The 20775-nt window shown below is 38.6% G+C and carries 16 protein-coding genes, 3 pseudogenes and 1 riboswitch; all 19 genes and pseudogenes read left to right on the forward strand.

Annotation, left to right across the window (positions count from 1 at the left end):
- Nucleotides 1–353, forward strand: a pseudogene (locus tag V7137_RS14970) (hypothetical protein); the annotation flags it as partial.
- A gap of 38 nt (nucleotides 354–391) precedes the next feature.
- The gene (gene nhaC / locus V7137_RS14975; protein WP_335698824.1) at nucleotides 392–1834 is read left to right on the forward strand and encodes a Na+/H+ antiporter NhaC; all 1443 of its coding nucleotides are present in this window, start codon (nucleotides 392–394) and stop codon (nucleotides 1832–1834) included.
- A gap of 72 nt (nucleotides 1835–1906) precedes the next feature.
- Nucleotides 1907–2599 carry an aspartate/glutamate racemase family protein gene (locus tag V7137_RS14980; protein ID WP_335698825.1) on the forward strand — a complete coding sequence of 231 codons (693 nt, stop codon included), beginning with the start codon at nucleotides 1907–1909 and terminating at the stop codon, nucleotides 2597–2599.
- A gap of 145 nt (nucleotides 2600–2744) precedes the next feature.
- A complete protein-coding gene (locus V7137_RS14985; RefSeq protein ID WP_335698826.1) occupies nucleotides 2745–3902 on the forward strand; it encodes a trans-sulfuration enzyme family protein in 1158 nt (385 codons plus the stop codon).
- A 406-nt stretch (nucleotides 3903–4308) separates the two neighbouring features.
- Nucleotides 4309–4521: pseudogene (locus V7137_RS14990) on the forward strand (sigma 54-interacting transcriptional regulator); the annotation flags it as partial.
- 38 nt (nucleotides 4522–4559) lie between these two features.
- Complete coding sequence (locus V7137_RS14995; protein WP_335698827.1) at nucleotides 4560–5381, forward strand: amino acid ABC transporter substrate-binding protein; 822 nt, start codon at nucleotides 4560–4562, stop codon at nucleotides 5379–5381.
- 11 nt (nucleotides 5382–5392) lie between these two features.
- Nucleotides 5393–6076 carry an amino acid ABC transporter permease gene (locus tag V7137_RS15000; RefSeq protein WP_335698828.1) on the forward strand — a complete coding sequence of 228 codons (684 nt, stop codon included), beginning with the start codon at nucleotides 5393–5395 and terminating at the stop codon, nucleotides 6074–6076.
- A gap of 20 nt (nucleotides 6077–6096) precedes the next feature.
- A complete protein-coding gene (locus tag V7137_RS15005) occupies nucleotides 6097–6840 on the forward strand; it encodes an amino acid ABC transporter ATP-binding protein (protein ID WP_335698829.1) in 744 nt (247 codons plus the stop codon).
- Nucleotides 6841–7319: 479 nt separating this feature from the next.
- The gene (gene trxB / locus V7137_RS15010) at nucleotides 7320–8249 is read left to right on the forward strand and encodes a thioredoxin-disulfide reductase (protein ID WP_335698830.1); all 930 of its coding nucleotides are present in this window, start codon (nucleotides 7320–7322) and stop codon (nucleotides 8247–8249) included.
- A 51-nt stretch (nucleotides 8250–8300) separates the two neighbouring features.
- Nucleotides 8301–8636, forward strand: a complete 336-nt coding sequence (locus V7137_RS15015) for a thioredoxin family protein (protein WP_335698831.1) — start codon at nucleotides 8301–8303, stop codon at nucleotides 8634–8636.
- Between the two features lie 321 nt (nucleotides 8637–8957).
- Nucleotides 8958–9134: an aspartyl-phosphate phosphatase Spo0E family protein gene (locus V7137_RS15020; RefSeq protein WP_335698832.1), complete on the forward strand. Its 177-nt coding sequence runs from the start codon at nucleotides 8958–8960 to the stop codon at nucleotides 9132–9134.
- A gap of 41 nt (nucleotides 9135–9175) precedes the next feature.
- Entirely contained in the window at nucleotides 9176–10474 is a 1299-nt protein-coding gene (locus tag V7137_RS15025) for an aminotransferase class I/II-fold pyridoxal phosphate-dependent enzyme (RefSeq protein ID WP_335698833.1), read from the forward strand.
- A 142-nt stretch (nucleotides 10475–10616) separates the two neighbouring features.
- Complete coding sequence (locus V7137_RS15030; RefSeq protein WP_335698834.1) at nucleotides 10617–11204, forward strand: cysteine dioxygenase family protein; 588 nt, start codon at nucleotides 10617–10619, stop codon at nucleotides 11202–11204.
- 627 nt (nucleotides 11205–11831) lie between these two features.
- Nucleotides 11832–13349, forward strand: coding sequence for a histidine ammonia-lyase (gene hutH / locus V7137_RS15035; protein ID WP_335698835.1), 1518 nt, complete (start codon nucleotides 11832–11834; stop codon nucleotides 13347–13349).
- A gap of 82 nt (nucleotides 13350–13431) precedes the next feature.
- Nucleotides 13432–14913: an amino acid permease gene (locus V7137_RS15040; protein WP_335698836.1), complete on the forward strand. Its 1482-nt coding sequence runs from the start codon at nucleotides 13432–13434 to the stop codon at nucleotides 14911–14913.
- A gap of 235 nt (nucleotides 14914–15148) precedes the next feature.
- Nucleotides 15149–15229, forward strand: a riboswitch (glycine riboswitch).
- A gap of 161 nt (nucleotides 15230–15390) precedes the next feature.
- Nucleotides 15391–16755: an amino acid permease gene (locus tag V7137_RS15045; RefSeq protein WP_335698837.1), complete on the forward strand. Its 1365-nt coding sequence runs from the start codon at nucleotides 15391–15393 to the stop codon at nucleotides 16753–16755.
- 392 nt (nucleotides 16756–17147) lie between these two features.
- A complete protein-coding gene (locus V7137_RS15050; protein ID WP_335698838.1) occupies nucleotides 17148–18287 on the forward strand; it encodes a sulfatase-like hydrolase/transferase in 1140 nt (379 codons plus the stop codon).
- A gap of 33 nt (nucleotides 18288–18320) precedes the next feature.
- A pseudogene (locus tag V7137_RS15055) lies at nucleotides 18321–19358 on the forward strand (arylsulfatase); the annotation flags it as partial.
- An 18-nt stretch (nucleotides 19359–19376) separates the two neighbouring features.
- Entirely contained in the window at nucleotides 19377–20582 is a 1206-nt protein-coding gene (locus V7137_RS15060; RefSeq protein WP_335698839.1) for an anaerobic sulfatase maturase, read from the forward strand.
- The last annotated feature ends 193 nt before the right edge of the window (nucleotides 20583–20775 follow it).

Genomic DNA, 20775 nt, shown 5'->3' on the forward strand with positions numbered 1-20775 from the left:
ATTATTACGTGAATAAATTAAATGATTATTTACGAAACAATATTGTTTTTGCTATTGAGTATATCAATAAAAATTTACCAAAGTTAAAAGTTCAGTATCCTGAATGTTCCTATTTGCTATGGATTGACTGTGAAGAGTTAGGCTTAAACAGCGAGGAATTAGTTAAATTTTTTGAAAATTCTGGAGTTAGAATCAATGCTGGGAGCATGTATGGAAAAGATAGCAGTAATTTTGTGAGGGTGAATATTGCTTGTACAAGATCTTTACTAGAACGTGCTTTAAAACAGCTAAAGGAAAATTATGATAGAAATGGTGGGTTTTTTAAAAAAATAAACTGCGAGGTTAGTTTATGAGAAGAGACCCTGAAAATCATGGCTATGTAACGGCGGAATTGGTTGAAGGAAAACTTTATAAACATTCCGTGTCATTTAAATATGCATTGTTTTCTGTTTTACTGTTTTTTAGTTTCCTGCTCATAGGAACGCTTGCTTTTGGTGCATCCTTAGAATTAATGTTTTTGTTGTTATGGGTTTTAGTGAGCTTGCTAGTTATGAATCTTGGATATAAATATAATGAGGTTCAAAATATGGCTTGGGAAATGGGAAAGCAGTCTTTTGAGCCGAATACAATTATTTTAGTGGTAGGTGTTATGATTGCCACTTGGATGGGTTCTGGTACAATCCCTTATGTTATTTATTGGGGTTTAGAAATAATTTCACCACAGTACTTTCTAATAACGGCCTTAATCCTTGCTTCAGCAACATCCCTTTCAACAGGTACCTCTTGGGGGACATTAGGTACTGTTGGTTTGGCCTTAATGGCAGTTGGTAATGCACTTGGAGTTCCTTCTCCCATGACAGCTGGTGCTATTATTTGTGGAGCTTTCTTTGGAGATAAGATGTCTCCTTTGTCAGATAGTACGATTTTAGCGTCTTCTGTTTCTGGAGCTAAAGTAATGACACACGTTAAACATATGTTGTGGACAACTGTTCCAGCATATGTAATTACAGCGGTAATATTTCTGTTTTTAGGTTTAAACTATGGAAAAGAAGGTATGAATTCGCAGCAGATTCAAGAAATAACTTCTGCATTAACGAAAAATTTCGATTTATCATGGATACAATTAATTCCTCTTGTTATTGTATTGGCTCTACTCATTAAAGGAGTTTCATCTATTGTTTCTCTTTTAATGGGTGTGTTTAGTGGTCTTATCATCGCTGTTCTTAATCAGGGTTACGGTTTAAGTGAAATATTTAATATGATGACAAATGGATTTGTGATCGAAAGTGGAAGTGAATTAGTTGACACAATCCTCAGTAGAGGTGGACTCTTTAGTTTAATGAGCTCATTTCTTGTTGTCTATTTAGCCATGTGTGTTACGGGCATGTTAGAAGAGTCTGGTATTCTGAGTGCTTTAGTGTTTCCATTAGTAAAACGAACCGAGGGCTCTATTTTTAAGATAACACTAGTAACTATGTTAATCGCATTTATTACAAATGCAATTGGATCATCGATGTTATTAACAGCTATTGTAACAGGTTCACTTATGAGAAATGTCTTTAAAAAGAATCATTTAGCTCCAGAAAATCTTTCGCGTAATATTGAGGATGTGGGGACGATTGGAGCACCTATTATTCCATGGAATTCTAACGCGATATACGCTTCGCAAATGCTAGGAGTATCACCATTTGCATTTTTCCCTTATGTTTACCTAGCCTTTATTACACCAATATTCGATATTATTTATGCAGCTACTGGATTTACGATGAAAAAGCTAAAGCCTGAGGAAATAGATAGCGAGGATGTTCAACCAACCCAAAAAATTTCTTCTTGAAGGGATTATTCGTAAAAAATCGAAGTTAATCTTAAGAAGAAATAACAAAAAAGGTAATGGTGGGGATTAAATATGAAAGTTATTGGTCTTATTGGTGGAATGAGCTGGGAATCTTCTGTTGAGTATTATCGGATTATTAACGAAGAGGTAAAAAGAAGATTAGGGGGATTGCACTCAGCAAAATGCCTTTTATACAGTGTTGATTTTGAAGAAATTGAGCGTTTTCAGTCAAGTGGTGACTGGAAAAAGGCTGGTGACACATTGGGTGATGTTGCACATTCCTTGGAAAAAGGGGGAGCAGACTTTATTGTTATTTGCACCAATACCATGCACAAGGTTATAGATGACATACAGTCAAAAATTAGTATACCTCTTTTGCATATAGCAGATGCAACAGCGGCCCAAATTAAAGAGCAAGGGATTAGTTCCATAGGGTTACTTGGCACAAGGTACACAATGGAGCAAAACTTTTACAAATCACGCTTAGAGTCCAATGAAATAAAGGTTATTGTGCCAAATGACAATGAAAGAGAGAGTGTAAACAAGGTTATTTATGAAGAGTTGTGTTTGGGTAAAGTTCATCAGGCGTCAAGGGATTATTATAAAAAAGTTATCCAAGGTTTAATCGAAGCTGGTGCTGAAGGAATTATATTAGGCTGTACAGAAATTGGATTATTGATCAAACCGGAGGATTCCGATGTACCTCTATTTGACACAACTTATATACATGCGCTTGAAGCAGTAAATATGTCCCTAAAAAAATAACGATTTTTTTAGTTCTTTGGCATTCTTGATCTTACGAGCTGGCGCGTTTGTAAAGTAATGAAAAAAGCCGAATTTCTCAATTTTAATGCTGAGAAATTCGATTTTTGTTTAATGCAAAAAAAGAAAATTAGGAGGTGCTATAATAATGAACTATTCATCAAAACTAGTAAAAGTAAATAAAGATCCAGGGCATGGCTCACACATCTCCCCTGTTTATATGACTTCAACATTTGTTTTTGATAATGCAGAAATTGGAGCAAAACGCTTCGCAGGAGAAGATCCAGGATTTATGTATTCACGCCTGGGAAATCCAAATGTACGAGAGCTAGAAGAGAAGGTAGCGGCATTGGAATTCGGTGAAGGTTGTTTGGCGTTCTCATCTGGGATGGCTGCTATAACTGGTTGCCTTTTGGGTATTTTGCAGGCAGGAGATCACGTTGTTGCACACACCGCGTTGTATGGGGCGACGCACGCATTTCTAACCAAAACGGTAAAGAAGTTTGGAATTGATGTAACATTTGTACCATTTAAAAATGGGGAAGAGCTTGAACCACATATTACAGATAGAACGAAAGTGGTCTACTTTGAAACACCTTCCAATCCTACGCTTTCCTTAGCGGATATGAAAAGTGTAGCGGCGATCGCCAATCAAAAGGGTATCTTGACCGTAGTTGATAATACGTTTTTGTCCCCATATTTGCAAAATCCTATTCTATGCGGAATTGATATTGTCGTCCACAGTGCAACAAAATATTTGTCCGGTCATGGATATCTTATTGGTGGACTAGTGATTTCCAGCAAGGAAATTATTGATCCGATGAGAAAAGAAGTGCAGAAGACTATGGGAGCAAATTTGGCCCCTATGGATGCCTGGCTTCTCTGTCAAGGGATACGTACATTACACATTCGCATGGATCGTTCACAGGAAAATGCACAAATTTTGGCTGACCGCTTGGAAAAACATAAGGCTATAGAGAAGGTTTATTTTCCAGGACTTGCAAGTTTCGAAGATAAAAATATCATGGAGAAACAAATGAAAGGTCCTGGAGCAATGATTTCTTTTGTCTTGAAGGGGGGATACGAAACAGGTGTTAAACTTATGAATTCAGTAAAATTGTGTACTTTAGCAGTTTCCCTAGGGGACATAGGTACACTAATTCAACATCCAGCTTCGATGACACATGCGATTATCCCTAAAGAAGAAAGAGAAAAAGCAGGTCTCAATGATGGACTCGTTCGTTTTTCGGTTGGAATTGAAGATGTGGAAGATATATGGAAGGATCTCGAAATGGCATTAGAATAACGGATGGTATCAGGAACTTTTTGTCCACCTCTATTCGGAGGAAGCTCTACATTGTTATATTTAGAAGCGCAAATAAAACGGGTAGCCACGCCTGACACGGTCTATCCGTTTGCAGCTATTGAACAAGAATGGTTGCCGAGTTCATCCAAAATTGTAAATGCTTTGTATCAAGTAATAGATTTCTAGAATTATATCAAAACTTTATAAAAAATAAATACAATGGGGGTTTTAGAAATCGATAAAAAATGGATCACTTCCACTCCGGGTATCCTCCCGGCATTATCCTGGTTTATCCATTCATTTACACACCAAGGTACTAGGGCGAGTAGTTGTAAACCACCCATTCATAATTTTTTGTATAGAGTATAAATGTAAAAAAATATCAGAATAATATAAATATTCTAGACTGCAAGTTCTAATTAAAAAGGCTAGACGTGTTACCAATAGTCCCTCAACTTTTTTAATCAAGGGTGAAAGTGGTACAAGTAAAGAATTACTGACACAAGCAATTCATTATGAAAGTAATCGAGGGAAATATCCTTTTGTTGCAATAAATTGCGCCGCCATTCCTGAAAATCTTTTGGAAAGCGAGTTATTTGGTTATGAGGGAGGTGATTTCAAGATTTACCGGATTAACTTACAAAGGGGGATATTTTTATGAAAAAGAGTTTAATAATAGTCGCTTTTTCGTTACTCGTTTCACTTATGTTAACTGCATGTGGAAAAACGCAAAATCAAGCAACCACTCAACCGGATAATCAGGCAGCTGGGAGTAAGAATCTGCTAGAGCAAATTAAAGCAGATAGAAAAATTCAAATTGGAACAGAAGGAACCTATGCACCGTTTAGCTACCATGATTCTTCAGGAAAATTAACTGGTTTTGATATCGAAATCGCTGAGGAAGTAGCGAACAGACTTGGTGTGAAACCAGAATTTATTGAAACCCCATGGGACGGTATATTTGCAGGACTTGATTCGAAGCGATTCGATATGATTGTTAATCAAGTAGGAATACGTCCTGACCGTCAGGAAAAATACGATTTTTCTGAGTCGTATATTGTGTCAAAACCTTTCTTGATTGTTCACAATGACAATGACACTATTAAATCATTTGCAGATTTGAAAGGAAAGAAAGCAGCTCAGACACTAACTAGTAATTTTAAGGATATAGCAATATCCAACGGTGCTGAGATCGTGGGAGTCGAAGGATTTAATCAATCCGTTGATTTAATCCTTTCAAAACGCGCTGATGCGACTGTAAATGATGGATTGTCCTATCTCGATTTCAAAAAGCAAAAGCCTGATGCACCTATTAAAGCTGTAGCAGAGCTTGATGAACCGGCACAAATGGGAATTATGTTTAGGAAAGGGAATAAAGAATTGGTAGAGGCCGTAAATAAAGCACTCTCCGACATGAAGAAAGATGGTACGTATTTAAGCATCTCACAAAAATACTTTGAAACCGATGTTTCAAAATAAGGAGTGTTCCAATGTTTGCTGATGAAAGAATGTTACGAATTATTGACATCATTGTAAACTCATTTTTACCGATGTTAAAAGCAGGGATCGCTTTTACCGTACCGTTGACACTTATATCTTTTTTTCTGGGACTCATTCTTGCTTTGCTTACAGCCCTGGCTCGAATCTCGGGAATTAAACCTCTCGACGCTGTTGCAAGATTTTATGTATGGGTAATTAGGGGAACACCGCTGCTTGTTCAGTTGTTTATTATTTTCTATGGTCTTCCAAGTGTTGGGATTACAATTGGTCCGCTCCCATCGGCTATTATTGGTTTTACTTTGAGTGTTGGCGCCTATAACTCAGAGATTATTCGCGCAGCTATACTTTCAATTCCCAAGGGTCAATGGGAGGCCGCTTATTCAATCGGGATGAGTTATCGTCAAGCATTAAAAAGGATTATTCTTCCTCAAGCAACAAGGGTGTCTGTCCCACCCATGTCAAACAGCTTTATTAGCTTGGTAAAGGATACGTCATTGGCTGCTACAATAACAGTGACCGAAATGTTTAGAATCGCTCAGCAAATTACAGCAACAACCTATGAACCCTTGGTACTATATTGTCTAGCAGGATTTATTTATTTGATTTTCAGTACAGTTCTTTCTAACGCTCAAGGACGTATGGAAAAACGACTTGATCGATATGTGGCAAGCTGATTTGATAGGAGGATATTCAAGTGATTGAGATAAAGAACCTGCATAAGCAGTTTGGGCAAACAGAAGTTTTAAAGGGAATCGATTTGAAAATAGAGGAAGGCAATACGGTTTGTATTATTGGGCCTTCGGGATCAGGTAAAACAACTTTGTTACGGTGTTTGAATTTACTGGAAATACCTACAAAAGGAACTATCAAGCTTGGAAAATTTTCTTTGGATTTTCGGGATAAAAAACAAGTTCCAAAAGATAGGGTTATTAAGTTCCGTCAACAAACAGGTATGGTTTTCCAGAGTTATAATTTGTTCCCTCATATGACTGCACTTGAAAATGTTATGGAAGGTCTGTTCATCGTTCGTAAGCAAGACAAGGAACTTTCACGTACTAAAGCTCTTCACTTGCTAGAAAAGGTAGGATTAAAGGAACGTGCAAACCACTACCCATCTCAGCTATCTGGGGGACAACAACAACGAGTAGGAATCGCCCGAGCGATGGCAATGGAACCTGAAGTCCTACTTTTTGACGAACCTACTTCCGCGTTAGATCCTGAGTTAGTAGGAGAAGTTCTGAAGGTTATGAAGGAACTGGCTAAAGAAGGAATGACTATGGTTGTTGTAACTCATGAAATGAACTTTGCTCGTGAGGCAGCGGATAAGGTAGTATTCATTGATAATGGTGTGATTGTCGAAGAAGGAACACCACAACAAATTTTTGAAAATACAGAGCATGAACGTACATTACAATTTTTAAATAAACTTTGTTCGTAAAACGATTTTACTATGTATAATCTGGTAAAGCAGCAATGCAAGTAATCTCCCAAACTTAGACATACGGCTTATTAAACATAGTATAGTATTATTACGTTTTATCTAACTATATTTAGAGGATGGTTAATCCCATTAACTTTTCCCTTATTTTAACAACATAGCTCTAAAATTTGATTAGTAGGGAAAGAAATCTTTGATTTACTTTCATCTATTTAAATAATGAAAAAAAGCAAACAGAAGTAGCTCTGTTTGCTTTTTTATTACTCAGTTCTTGGAGTATTTAGTCTGAATTTTGAGGAAATTGTCTTCAAATGTTTTTCTTAATCTTGAAAATATTTTTCTCAATCGTGAAGGAAATGGGACTGATTAACCGATAGAACGGTTGTGAAAATAGCGATATTACAGAAAATTGAAAATTGGCATGAAAATTGCAAATAAATATTCATGACTAAGAGATTAGCACAAAGAGGAGGTAAGTGATGTATAAAACCGTTATTTTAGGAACTGGCCCTGCTGGGCTGACCGCAGCAATCTATCTAGCACGTGCTAACCTAAGTCCTTTAGTCATCGAAGGCCCTGAACCAGGGGGGCAATTGACATTGACAACAGATGTTGAGAATTTCCCTGGTTTTCCTGAAGGGATTATGGGACGAGAGTTGATGCAGAACATGCGAAGGCAAGCTGAGTATTTTGGAGCAAAGTTTAAAAGGGGGTGGGTTAAAAAAGTCGACTTTTCAAATAACCCTTTTACCTTAACGGTGGAAGGAATAGGGGAGCTCAAAACGCAATCATTAATCATTTCAACGGGGGCTTCTGCGAAACTTTTGGATATTACAGGGGAAAGGGAAAATATTGGCCGTGGGGTTAGTACCTGTGCAACGTGTGATGGATTTTTCTTTAGAGGAAAGAAAATTATCGTTGTCGGTGGCGGAGATTCAGCTATGGAAGAAGCAAATTTTTTAACGAAGTTTGCTTCGGAGGTTCGTGTTGTGCACCGCAGAAAGGAGCTTCGCGCTTCCCAAATTATGCAAGACCGTGCCAAAAATAATCCAAAAATTACTTGGAGTTTAAATTACATTCCTGAAGAAGTGATTGCAGGAGAACGACACGTTACTGGCTTGAAAGTAAAAAATAGTGAAACTGGAAAAAACGAAATTCTGGAATCTGATGGTATTTTCATTGCAATCGGGCATAAACCGAACACATCTTTTTTAGACAATCAAATCAAAACGGACGATATGGGATATATCATTGTGAATCCTGGTACAACAGAAACAAATATTCCTGGTGTATTTGCTTGTGGGGATGTTCAAGATCATAAATACCGCCAAGCAATTACTGCTGCAGGAAGTGGTTGTATGGCTGCTCTGGATTGCGAAAGATACCTTGATGCAATTGCGTTTAAGTAGTGGAAACAATCAATATAGCATGGAGAACAAAATATAGGGAGGATTTTAATTATGAAAGAGATCAAAACAAAACAAGAGTTTAATGAGGCGATTTTATCAACAAAACCAGTTATGGCCAAATTTTATGCTGAATATTGCCCAGACTGTCAGCATACCGATGTATTCATGCCGATTTTGGAAGAAGCATATAAAGAAAAAGTTGATATGATCGCAGTAAATCGAGAACATTTTCCGGAACTATTAGAAAAGCTAGACGTGTACGGAATCCCAAGCTTTATTGCTTTTCATGAAGGGAAGGAACTTAATCGCTTTGTTAGTAAACTCGGAAAAAGTCAGGAAGAGGTTGAACAGTTTCTCAATCAAATCTTAGAGGAAAGTAGAAACTGAGAATAGATAATCATTTACTAGTATTTAATTGGGAGTAGCGCCTATCCATAAAGATATCGGCACTGCTTTCTAACAAATCCAATACTGAAACTCGGGTTAGAGCTGCTCTACTTTGACATTTATATTTAATGATAATCGGAGTTATAACAATCTGTATCACCCGCATTAATCTGAAGCCAATAAATATTGAGTAGTCACTCAATATTTATTGGCAATCTATTCGAAATTACCGATTTTATCGACTTGTTTTTTGTATAGGCACTATTCAGCCTTTAGGACTAGAATCACCTCTATATTATGTACATGAAGGAGGAATAAAAAATGGAACTTATGAAATATGTGAAGGAATACAATTTTCTAAAAGTCAATATGGAGAAATCAGGATTCATGTATGGTCTGTGTGATACAAGAACCATTAAATATAGTCAAGATCTAGATTTATTACTTAACAAATTAATGAAAATTAGATATCCAGGATTAAAGAGAAGAACAAATTAAATTAAGCCAAACAATTGATGTATAAATGGAAGGTGAATAAAGTGCTAAACCCATTGGCTTTAAAATTAAATCATGTTATTGAAGAACGCAATAAACCAGTATATGAGATGTTGTCATCATTGGGAAAATCATTGTATTTTCCAAAAGGGATTGTCAGCCAGGCAGGAGAGGCAAAGGAAAAAGCAGACCGATTCAATGCAACAATCGGAATGGCTTCAGAGGGTGGACAGCCAATGTATTTAGATGTCATCCACAAGAACCTCTCCTCATACGATCCGAAAGACCTGTATCCATATGCACCAACGGCAGGAAAACCAGAGTTGCGTGAGGTTTGGAAAAAGAAGCTTCTTAAAGATAATCCTTCCCTTGAAGGAAAGGAATTTGGCACTCCGATCGTGACGAACGCGCTGACCCATGGCTTGAGTATCGTATCTGACCTGTTTGTGGAAAATGGTGATCCCATTTTACTGCCAGATAAGTATTGGGATAATTATCATATAACATTCAATATCCGCCGCGGCAGCCAAACAGTGACCTATCCATTATTCACCAAAGCAAACCAATTTAATGTAAAAGGCATGCTGGAGGCCCTTTTATCCTGTAAGAATGGAAAAGCGATCCTTGTGCTTAATTTCCCGCATAATCCAACAGGCTATACTCCTTTGGAAAAAGAAGTGGAGGAAATCCTTCATGCCATCAAGCAGGCAGCGGATCTTGGGATTAACATTGTTGCTGTTATGGATGATGCTTATTTTGGACTATATTATGAAGATTCAATCAAAGAATCTATATTTGCTCGTTTAGTAGGGTTACACCCGCGTGTCCTCCCCATTAAAATTGATGGGGCAACTAAAGAAGAATATGCTTGGGGTTTTCGTGTTGGGTTTCTCACATTTGGAATCCAAGATGCTTCGGTTTTGGAAGCGCTGGAGAAAAAGACGATGGGTTCCATTCGAAGTACCATCTCATGCAGTCCCCACCTTTCCCAAACAATCATTTTGAATGCCTTGTTAAATCCCGAATTCGAAGTGCAGCGAGGGGAGAAAAATAAGGTAATGGAAGCCAGGGAGAAGCGAGTCAAAGAGATCTTAGCAGACGGGAAATATGCGGATGCATTCGAACCCTATCCATTCAACTCAGGGTATTTCGTGTGTCTTCGAATCAAGCATTCCGATGCAGAAACGCTGCGGATCCACTTGCTCAAGCAGTACGGAGTGGGGACGATCTCCCTAGCCAAGACGGATCTTCGAATCGCATTTTCCGGTGTTGAATTAACTGATCTGGACCTGCTTTTTGAACTTATCTATCGGTCATGTAAAGAATTAGAATCCATAGTGTAATAGAGAGATTTAAATAATATCAGGTAAAAGATCGGAATATAGTAAGCATTCCTGTGTTTTTTTATCGGTGGCATGATTTTGCTAAATAGTTATATGAAAGCAAAGATTAAAGAAGTTATCCATCATAGGGGGACATTGTATCATGACAAATCAAACAACGGAATATACACTGATTGACTTTATTCGAGATATGACATGGGTAATAGAGAGAACGGAGAGTGATGCCGTTCGGGTGGCAGAGGCAGAACGTTTCCTTGGTGAGTTGCTTCGTACCACATCCTGGCTCTCTCCCGAAAAGCGCAAGCCCAGCTCGGAAGGTTATGCCCGCCATTCCCTCTACTGCGATCCGCAGGGGCGTTTTGAGATAATTGCACTTGTCTGGAAGCCGGGGCAGAGAACTTCAATCCATGATCACGATGGTACTTGGGGAGCCGAAGGGGTTGTGGCTGGACAAATCAAGGTGACGAACTATCTTCGAGTGGATGAGATTTCAGAAAATTTAGTAAAACTTAGACAAACTGATACATTGATTATAAATCAGCAAATGACTGGCAAACTCCTGCCCCCAGCGGATTGTCACATCCTTGAAACGGAGGGCAATCAAATGGCGATAACCATCCATGTTTATGGAAAACAACTCCGCAAGTTTCGGGTATTTCAACCTTTACAACAAGAAGGTATTTTTTCAGCCCACGATTCCTTTGTAGGGTATACCCCTGGGCCAATCTAAGTTTATAGAGTATTTGAAAATTTAATAGTTTGTTATCTTAAATAACAGTTCTATTGTGCTCGTCCAATCGTTTAATAAATTCTATAAGGTGAAAGCAAGATTTCACTTAAGACGCAAAAATCATCTTATCAGAAAAGGTTTTCATCTGGCGGGAGGCCTTTTCTTCCATATTGGCAGTCATATGAGTGTAATATTCATTGTTGTATTAACCGCTACTGAATCTCCTTTACTTCCACACCCGCCTCAATCAATAGAGATGTGTATGTCTGTATGAGGGGTAATGTTTTTATCAAAGAAGATTACCACTCGGGACTAGATGAAGAGATTCACGAAAATGGAAGTCGGCATTTAATTTAGAGTGACAGTCTTTCATTTGCTATTGTGCTAAAGTATTATTGTGTTAAAATTCTGAAAAATCAGTTGACAGATAAGGTTACGTTACATAGAATAATTATCATAGCAATAGGATTATAGAATATGAATAAAGGGATGATTACCCATGAGGCTGCGAAAAAAAATAGTTCAATATTCAAGAATGGTTATAAAAGAGGCTGGACTCCAATTCTAATAGGAATCGGAATCCAGCCTCTTTCTTTATTATACTAATGTGCTAGAGGAGGAACGTTAATGATAACATTAACAGGTCAAAGTTTAACATTAAAACAAATGGTGGAAATTTTATACGGAAATCAGAAGGTAAGCGCTTCAGAAATGAGTATGGAGTCTGCTAGAAAGAGTCGGGAGGCAGTAGAAAGAATAGTTTCAGAATCAAAAGTAGTCTATGGGATTACAACTGGGTTTGGAAAGTTTAGTGACGTCCTTATTAATAAAGATCATGTTCAAGACCTTCAGCTTAATTTAATTCGTTCACATGCTTGCGGCGTAGGTGAGCCGTTCCCAGAGGATGTCGCAAAAGCAATGGTCCTTCTTCGCGCTAACGCACTTTTAAAGGGCTATTCTGGAATTAGGCCGCTTGTTATTGAAAGGTTATTAGATTTAGTAAACAAGGATATTATCCCTGTGATTCCGCAGCAAGGTTCCCTTGGAGCAAGCGGAGATTTGGCACCGCTTTCACACTTGGCGTTAGTGCTAATCGGGGAAGGAGAAGTATTTTATAAAGGAAATCGAATGGATTCACTTGAAGCCTTACAGCAAGAAGGAATTTTCCCAGTAACACTTGAGGCAAAAGAAGGCCTTGCTCTTATCAATGGAACCCAAGCAATGACAGCAATGGGAGTTGTCGGTTATCTAGAAGCAGAACAACTTGCATACCAAAGTGAGTTAATTTCCTCTATGACCATTGAAGGATTACATGGGATTATTGATGCCTTTGCTGAAGAAGTTCATATCGCACGGGGTTATCAACAGCAAATTGATACTGCAGCACGAATCCGAGGTTACCTAAGCGATAGTTTATTGACGACGACACAGGGGGAATTGAGAGTACAGGATGCTTATTCCCTCCGCTGTATCCCTCAAGTTCATGGTGCCACGTGGCAAGCACTTGATTATGTAAAAGAAAAATTAGAAATTGAGATGAATGCAGCAACAGATAATCCACTAATTTTTGATGATGGTGAAAAAGTCATTTCCGGTGGTAACTTCCATGGACAGCCAATTGCTTTTGCAATGGATTTTATGAAAATTGCTGTTGCGGAAATGGCAAATATATCTGAAAGACGAATTGAACGGTTAATCAATCCACAGTTAAATGATTTACCGCCATTTTTAAGCCCTGAACCGGGACTACAATCTGGTGCTATGATCATGCAATATGTTGCCGCATCTCTTGTATCAGAAAACAAAACGCTGGCACATCCAGCAAGTGTAGATTCGATTCCTTCTTCGGCGAATCAAGAGGATCATGTAAGCATGGGAACGATCGCCTCAAGGCATGCTCATCAAATTATTCAGAATACAAGAAGAGTCCTCGCAATTGAGCTTATTTGTGCGATGCAGGCGGTTGAATACCGTGGAGTTGAAAAAATGGCAAGCCAAACAAAACGGCTTTATGAGAAAGGAAGAGAAATTGTTCCTTCCATTAAAAAAGACCGTATATTCTCAAAAGATATTGAAAAATCTACTGAAGGTCTGAAAACAATGAATCTGTCAAAAGTACTTCAGCAAGTGGAAAATGTAAAATAATTTTACCAGCAAAACTATCAAAAGAATGAAATGAAAGCAATTTTACTAGTATTAAATTTATAACTATAAAAAGAGGTGTTATATGCAAAATACTGCACTTAAATCCCAAGAACCAGTACACGAACACGAGTATGGAGAACATTTAGAAAGAAAGCTTAAAACACGGCATCTTTCCATGATTGCTATCGGAGGAACAATTGGAACAGGATTATTTTTAGCCAGTGGAACCACGATTCATGATGCTGGTCCTGGTGGAGCTTTAGCTGCCTATATAATTGCAGGAATAATGGTATATTTTATCATGGGCAGCTTAGGAGAAATGGCATCTTTTATTCCGATTTCAGGTTCTTTTAGTACGTATACCTCAAGGTTTGTCGACCCTGCACTGGGTTTTGCTGTTGGTTGGAACTATTGGTACAATAATGCGATTATTTTTGCTTTGGAATTATCAGCATCGGCATTGATCATGAAATATTGGTTTCCCGATGTCCCAGGTATTATTTGGAGCGCAAGTTTCCTTATACTTATTTTTGGCCTAAACGTTTTATCCGTTAAGGGTTACGGAGAATCAGAATTTTGGTTTTCACTGATTAAAGTTGCAACAATTATAATATTTATTGTTGTTGGATTATTAATGATCTTTGGAATATTGAAGGGTCATGCTGGCGGTTTTGAAAATTTCACAAAAGGAGAAGCACCATTTAAAGGCGGCTTGTTATCCATATTTAGTGTATTTATGGTAGTAGGATTTGCCTTTCAAGGCACGGAGCTTGTCGGAATTACAGCCGGTGAAAGTGAAAATCCTGAGAAAAATTTACCTAAGGCAGTGAAACAGATCTTCTGGAGAATTTTATTGTTTTATGTTTTAGCGATTTTTATTATTGGATGTATCATTAGCTATAACGACCCAAAATTATTAAGCGCAGATTTAGAGAATATTGCAGTGAGCCCGTTTACTTTAGTATTTGAAAATGCAGGTCTTGCCTTTGCGGCGGCTGCCATGAATGCAGTAATTCTTACTTCCGTTCTGTCAGCAGGAAATTCCACGTTATATGCCGCTTCACGCGTCCTTTGGGTATTGGCGGAGGAGGGAAAAGCTCCGTCATTCTTGAAAAAAGTAAATAAAGGTGGTATTCCGATTAATGCGTTATACATGTCAACCCTTGTTGGGATGTTGTGCTTCCTTACCTCCCTTTTTGGTGATGGAACTGTTTATTCATGGTTATTAAACGCTGCTGGCTTAGCTGGTTATATCTCTTGGTTAAGTATTTCGGTTACACATTATCGATTCCGTAAAGCTTATGTTGCACAAGGAAAAGATTTCAAAGACCTGCCCTATAAAGCAAAGTGGTTCCCATTAGGTCCAATTTTGGCGACAGTATTATGTTTAATCGCAATGCTTGGAACAAATTATGGGGCATTTATCGGCTCTAAGGTTGACTGGTATGGGATATTGGTTTCTTATATTGGACTACCTCTATTCCTAATGGCCTATTTTGGCTATAAAATTGTTAACAAAACAAAAATGGTTCCATTAAAAGAGGCGGATTTCAGCAGAAATTAAGTATTTATTATTCATCTCATAGCATTCTTTTCATCTGTAATAAATTTTCAAAGTAGTAACTTGAAGACCCCTAGTATTTTGGAAATGCTAAAAACAGATTAAATTGTTTTTATTTTCGTTGTTGACACATTGCAAGAATACTACTAAAATTAGAAATTATTTAACAATAGTTAAACTCGATTAAAAGAATTTAATAATTTAGCAAGCTATGATTGCTATGGATCACACTATAGCAGGAGCAGCTTCTGGAGAGACCGCGGGAATACCGCGGCGCCGAAGGGTTCACAATCTCAGGCAAAAGGACAGAAGAGTACTGAATATTTATTTGTTATGCTGACAATTGTTAGCGTAACAGACAATATTTGTTATTCTTAGACCTAAGAGATTGGAGGACATCCAATCTCTTTTTTTTATGGAGTTTAATTTTTGCTCAACGTTTCACATGGAACATTTTTATTAATTTAGGAGGAGTTTGAATTGGCACAAAAAGAATTAAAGAGGAATTTAGAAAATCGGCACGTACAACTAATCGCCATTGGCGGCACGATTGGGACCGGATTATTCTTGGGGTCCGGTAAAGCCATACAGCTTGCTGGTCCATCCATCATACTGGCTTATTTAATCGTAGGAATCGCCTGCTTTTTTGTGATGAGAGCGCTGGGTGAACTGCTGCTGTCTAAAGCGGGCTATCAATCTTTTACAGACATTGCGGAGGACTATCTCGGACCACGGGCAGCGTTTGTAACCGGATGGACCTATTGGTTTTGTTGGATTATGACGGCTATGGCTGACGTTATTGCAGTTGGTGTATATGTTCGATATTGGTTTGATATCCCACAGTGGATACCTGCGATTGTTTGCCTAATTATACTATTAGGACTCAATCTATTAACGGTTAAGCTTTTTGGAGAATTGGAGTTTTGGTTTGCTTTAATCAAGGTCATAACCATTGTCGTATTAATTAGTATTGGGGTCATTTTGCTAGTGATGGGATACAAGACAGATGCAGGAACGGTTTCGATTGATAATCTTTGGAAACATGGCGGTCTTTTTCCTAACGGGATTTCAGGGTTCTTGCTTTCCTTCCAAATGGTTGTATTTGCATTTGTCGGTGTGGAATTAGTCGGAGTATCGGCAGCGGAAACATCCAATCCGGAAAAAAACATCCCATCTGCGATTAACAAAATTCCTTTAAGAATTCTTTTTTTCTACGTTGGCGCATTGATCGTCCTTTTATGTATTAATCCCTGGACGGAACTAAATGCAGCAGAAAGTCCATTTGTCAAAACATTTAGCTTGGTCGGGATTCCGATTGCTGCAGGTATCATTAACTTTGTCGTCTTAACTTCAGCCGCTTCTGCTTGTAACAGCGGGATGTTTTCCACAAGCCGGATTTTATTTAGTTTAAGCAATAATGATCAGGGGCCAGCTCCCTTTACCAAGTTGAATAAAAATCATGTACCAAGTAACGCTTTATTGATTTCTACGCTTGTTTTAACGGGGGGAGCTCTTTTAAGCAAACTTATCCCGGAACAAGCTTTTGGGATCGTAACAACCATTAGTGCGATTTGTTTTCTTTGGGTTTGGGGTGTCATTCTAATTTGTCATGTAAGGTATAAGAAAACACGTCCCGACTTACAGCAAAAATCAACTTTTAAAGCACCGTTTACACCATTTATGAATTACGCAGTTCTAATTTTGTTTGCTATGATTCTCATAATTATGCTGTTTGCTCAAGCTACACGCACGGCCTTATTATGGACACCACTATGGTTTATTCTATTATTTGCATTGTATTCATATAGAAGGAGAAAAGAAAAAAAGCTAAGATTATCAGCATAGGATTAATGATGAATGGTGGTTGACCTCGCTGTGGTAATTACCGGAGGTGACGCACCTTTTCTCGTGGAGTATTTTTTAGAGGCTTGTTGAGCTGCCATAATTGATCCCCATTCCTGTTGTCCATGAAAATGTCATATGGCGTCAGCGAAATTATAGAGGAGCAGTTGGGATCGCCATACTTGCCTGCGCTATCCTTTTCGTCCCCATCGTGCTCTCCATATACCGTCAATAAGGTTTTATACAAGGCTCTCCTGCAATAAGCAGGAAGTCTTTTTTACTTTTTATCAGTGATTTTTCATAATAAAAACCCCCCATTAATAAATTACTTACTATACGTAATCCATTATCTAGAAATCCTCTAAAACAGTAATTTGGGAAAGCTGGTGGTGAAGATGAGGGAAGACCAGAAAAATTTTGAAGAGAAAACAGATTTTAATGTCATCTATATCGTCCTGGATGATGTTGGTTTTTCCGCTTTGGGGTGTTATGGCTCAGAGATAGAGACACCTAATATTGACTCTTTGGCAGAAAACGGCCTCCGTTACAATAACTTTAATGTCACTCCATTATGTTCTCCAACCCGTGCCTGCCTGCTCACAGGGCGCAACTGCCACTCGGTCGGGGTTGGAATCATAACCGAAATAGATTGGGGCCCGGAGTATCCTAATAAACGCGGGAGAATTTCAGAGTCAGCCGCCACCCTGGCAGAGATCTTAAAGCTGAATGGAATGGCTACCTATATGGTTGGAAAGTGGCACCTTGTTCCAGGGCATGAAGCAGCCTCAAGCGGGCCATTTCGAAATTGGCCACTTTCAAAAGGCTTTGACCGGTATTACGGATTTTTATTAGGGATGACGGATCAGTATGCACCAGATTTGGTATACGATAATCATCGTGTCGCGAGGCCACATCCATCCAACTATCATTTATCAGAGGATCTGGTTGATAAAACACTGGAATTTTTGACTGATCATATTTCAATTACACCGGACCGTCCATTCTTCCTTTACCTTGCTTTTGGAGCACAGCATGAGCCACATCAAGTCCCAAAAGAATTTATTGAAAAATACCAAGGGGTATACGATAAAGGATGGGATCAAATAAGGGAAGAAAGGTTCAGACGTCAAAAGGATATGGGCGTTATCCCGCCGGACACGGAACTTGTGGATCGAAATCCGGGGATTAAGCCGTGGGATGAATTGACACCGAAAGAAAAAGCCTTGTTTATCAGATTCCAACAGACATATACAGGCTTTCTTACCCATACAGATCAGCAAATTGGCAGACTGCTCACTTTTTTAAAATCCAAAAACAAGCTTGATAATACAATTATTGTATTACTCTCAGATAATGGAGGCAGTCAGGAAGGAAGCTACAATGGTTCCATTAATGATTCCGCCTACTTTAATGGTGTCGAAGAAAACGTAAATGAAATGTTTCATCACATAGAACAAATAGGAGGACCGCAAGCAAGCTCTAATTATCCTAAAGGATGGGCGCAGGTTGCGAATACACCTTTTAAATATTATTAACAAGATACGTTTTATGGCGGCACACATGTACCCCTCATCATCCATTGTCCTCAAAGTATTCCCGATCCAGGTGCAGTTCGTTCCCAATTTTATCATGCCATTGACATTACTCCTACGATATTAAATCTTCTCGACATTAAGGCTCCAAAAATATTTGAAGGTGTTCCACAAATGCCGTTTCATGGGGTGAGTATGCTCGATACATTTACAGAACCGTACGCCCCATCTAAGAGAACAAAACAGTATTTTGAAATGTTGGGAAACCGGGCAATATGGCAGGATGGATGGGTTGCCGTTACCAATCATGAAGCTGGTACTCCTTTTTATCGAGATCAATGGGAGTTATACCATGTAAACAATGATTTTTCGCAAAAGAATAATCTTGCAGATCATTATCCGGAAAAATTACAAGAACTTATCGAAGTGTGGTGGCAGGAGGCTACGAATTTCGGGGTATTGCCGCTCGATGACCGTCCATTTCGAAAAGGGTACGAAGGGTTGCAGGAAGGGCGATCGATATTTATTTTCTATCCGGGAATGGCCCATTTACCCTCAAGTGCTGCTCCAAAATTAACCCTTACTTCTTATTCCATCACCATTCCAATCTTTCGTTTGAATCGTACAGCTGAAGGTGTATTAATCGCACATGGCAATTATTCAAGCGGTTATACATTGTATATTAAGGATAACTACCTCTTTTATGAATATAATTATGTTGGCACAGTCTATAAAATAAAATCCTCTCTTGAAGTACCAGTAGGTTATTCAACCATTTTGTTTGAATTTAGACGAGAAAGGTTCATTCAAGGAACGGGCAAGCTCTTTATTAATGGCCGACAGGTTGGGGCCGTTTTTATGCCTCGGACGTTGCCATTTGTTCTTTCTGTTGAGGGATTAGATATCGGCAGGGATCGATTAACCTCCGTAAGTACGAACTACCCAGTGCCGGAATTTCCGTTTAGCGGGCATATTGAGAAAGCAGTTATTGAAACTTATGTGGATCCTTTTTTAAAAAAGAAAAAAAGAGATTTAATCTGCATTCAGGTAAATGGAACGACTCAGTATCTCTAGAGAAAGCAGGTAGCCAATATGGGGAATATCAATAGTTTTCACATCCTTGCTAAGCCGACCGGTCCAATCTGTAATCTTGACTGCAAGTACTGCTACTACACAGAAAAGGAGGTTTATTACCCTAAAGGTCATTCTTTTCGAATGTCTGATGAAATAGTAGAGTCTTATATTAAACAATATATTGCCTCCCAGCACACACGAGAGATTGTTTTTGCATGGCAGGGCGGTGAACCAACCATAATGGGACTGGATTTCTTTAAAAGAGCGGTGTCACTGCAAAAAAAACATGCGGGTGGGAAACAGATCACGAATACGATCCAAACGAATGGAACCCTCTTAAATGACGAGTGGTGTGAGTTCTTATCTACCCATCATTTTTTGGTAGGTTTAAGCTTAGATGGGCCTGAGCATATCCATGATCAGTACAGGATTGACCGAGGTGGAAAGCCGACATTTAGATTGGTGATGAAGGCACTTTCGCTGTTAAAGAAGCATAAGGTCGAATTTAACATCCTTACCTGCGTTACGAGACATTCTGCCTATAAGCCTCTGGAAATCTATCATTTTTTTAAGGAGCACGACATTCAATTTATTCAGTTTATCCCTGTCGTTGAACGGGAAGGTACTGAGATGGGTTTACGACATGCAGCCCCTCCTTCACTATTCATGGAAGAAGCACAGCAAACTGTAACACCATGGTCGGTGGAGCCTGAAATGTATGGAGAGTTTCTTATTCAAGTCTTTAATGAGTGGGTACAGCAGGATGTAGGTTCCGTTTTTGTCATGAACTTTGAATGGGCTCTTGCCTCTTGGATGGGAATTCCTTCACCCATCTGCATTTTTGCAGAGGAGTGCGGCAGAGCAGCAGTGATGGAACATAATGGTGATCTGTTTTCTTGTGATCATTACGTTTATCCTGAATACCGCTTGGGAAACATTAATGACGGTTTACTAAATATGATAAATTCGCCGTCACAGCATGCCTTTGCAAAAAGGAAGCGGGATACCCTTCCTTCTGTGTGCAGAAATTGTGAGGTTCGATTTGCTTGTCATGGTGAATGCCCAAAACACAGATTTCTAGTTTCAGAACAAAATGAACCAGGAATAAATTATCTTTGTGCATCCTATAAAAAATATTTCACGTACATTGATCCTTACATGAAAGTTATGAAGCAGCGATTACAAGCTGGAGTTCCTGCTTCCATTATTAAAGAAAAACAATGAAACCGGGAAGCATGTCTAAAATGAAACTAGATTTTTTATCTCATTTTGATTCGTTACGGGGAACCGTTCTATAAGTAAAAAAGGTTTTATCTATGATTAAAGTTTCCGTTTTTTACACAGTCCACACACGTCGAGTGTATCTCGCAACTCATTTTAAAGAAAGGCAACTAACCCTATAAACTGTACCCGTTGT

This window comes from Neobacillus drentensis, assembly GCF_036962765.1.
In the GTDB taxonomy this organism is placed as follows: Bacteria; Bacillota; Bacilli; order Bacillales; family Cytobacillaceae; genus Neobacillus; species Neobacillus drentensis_C.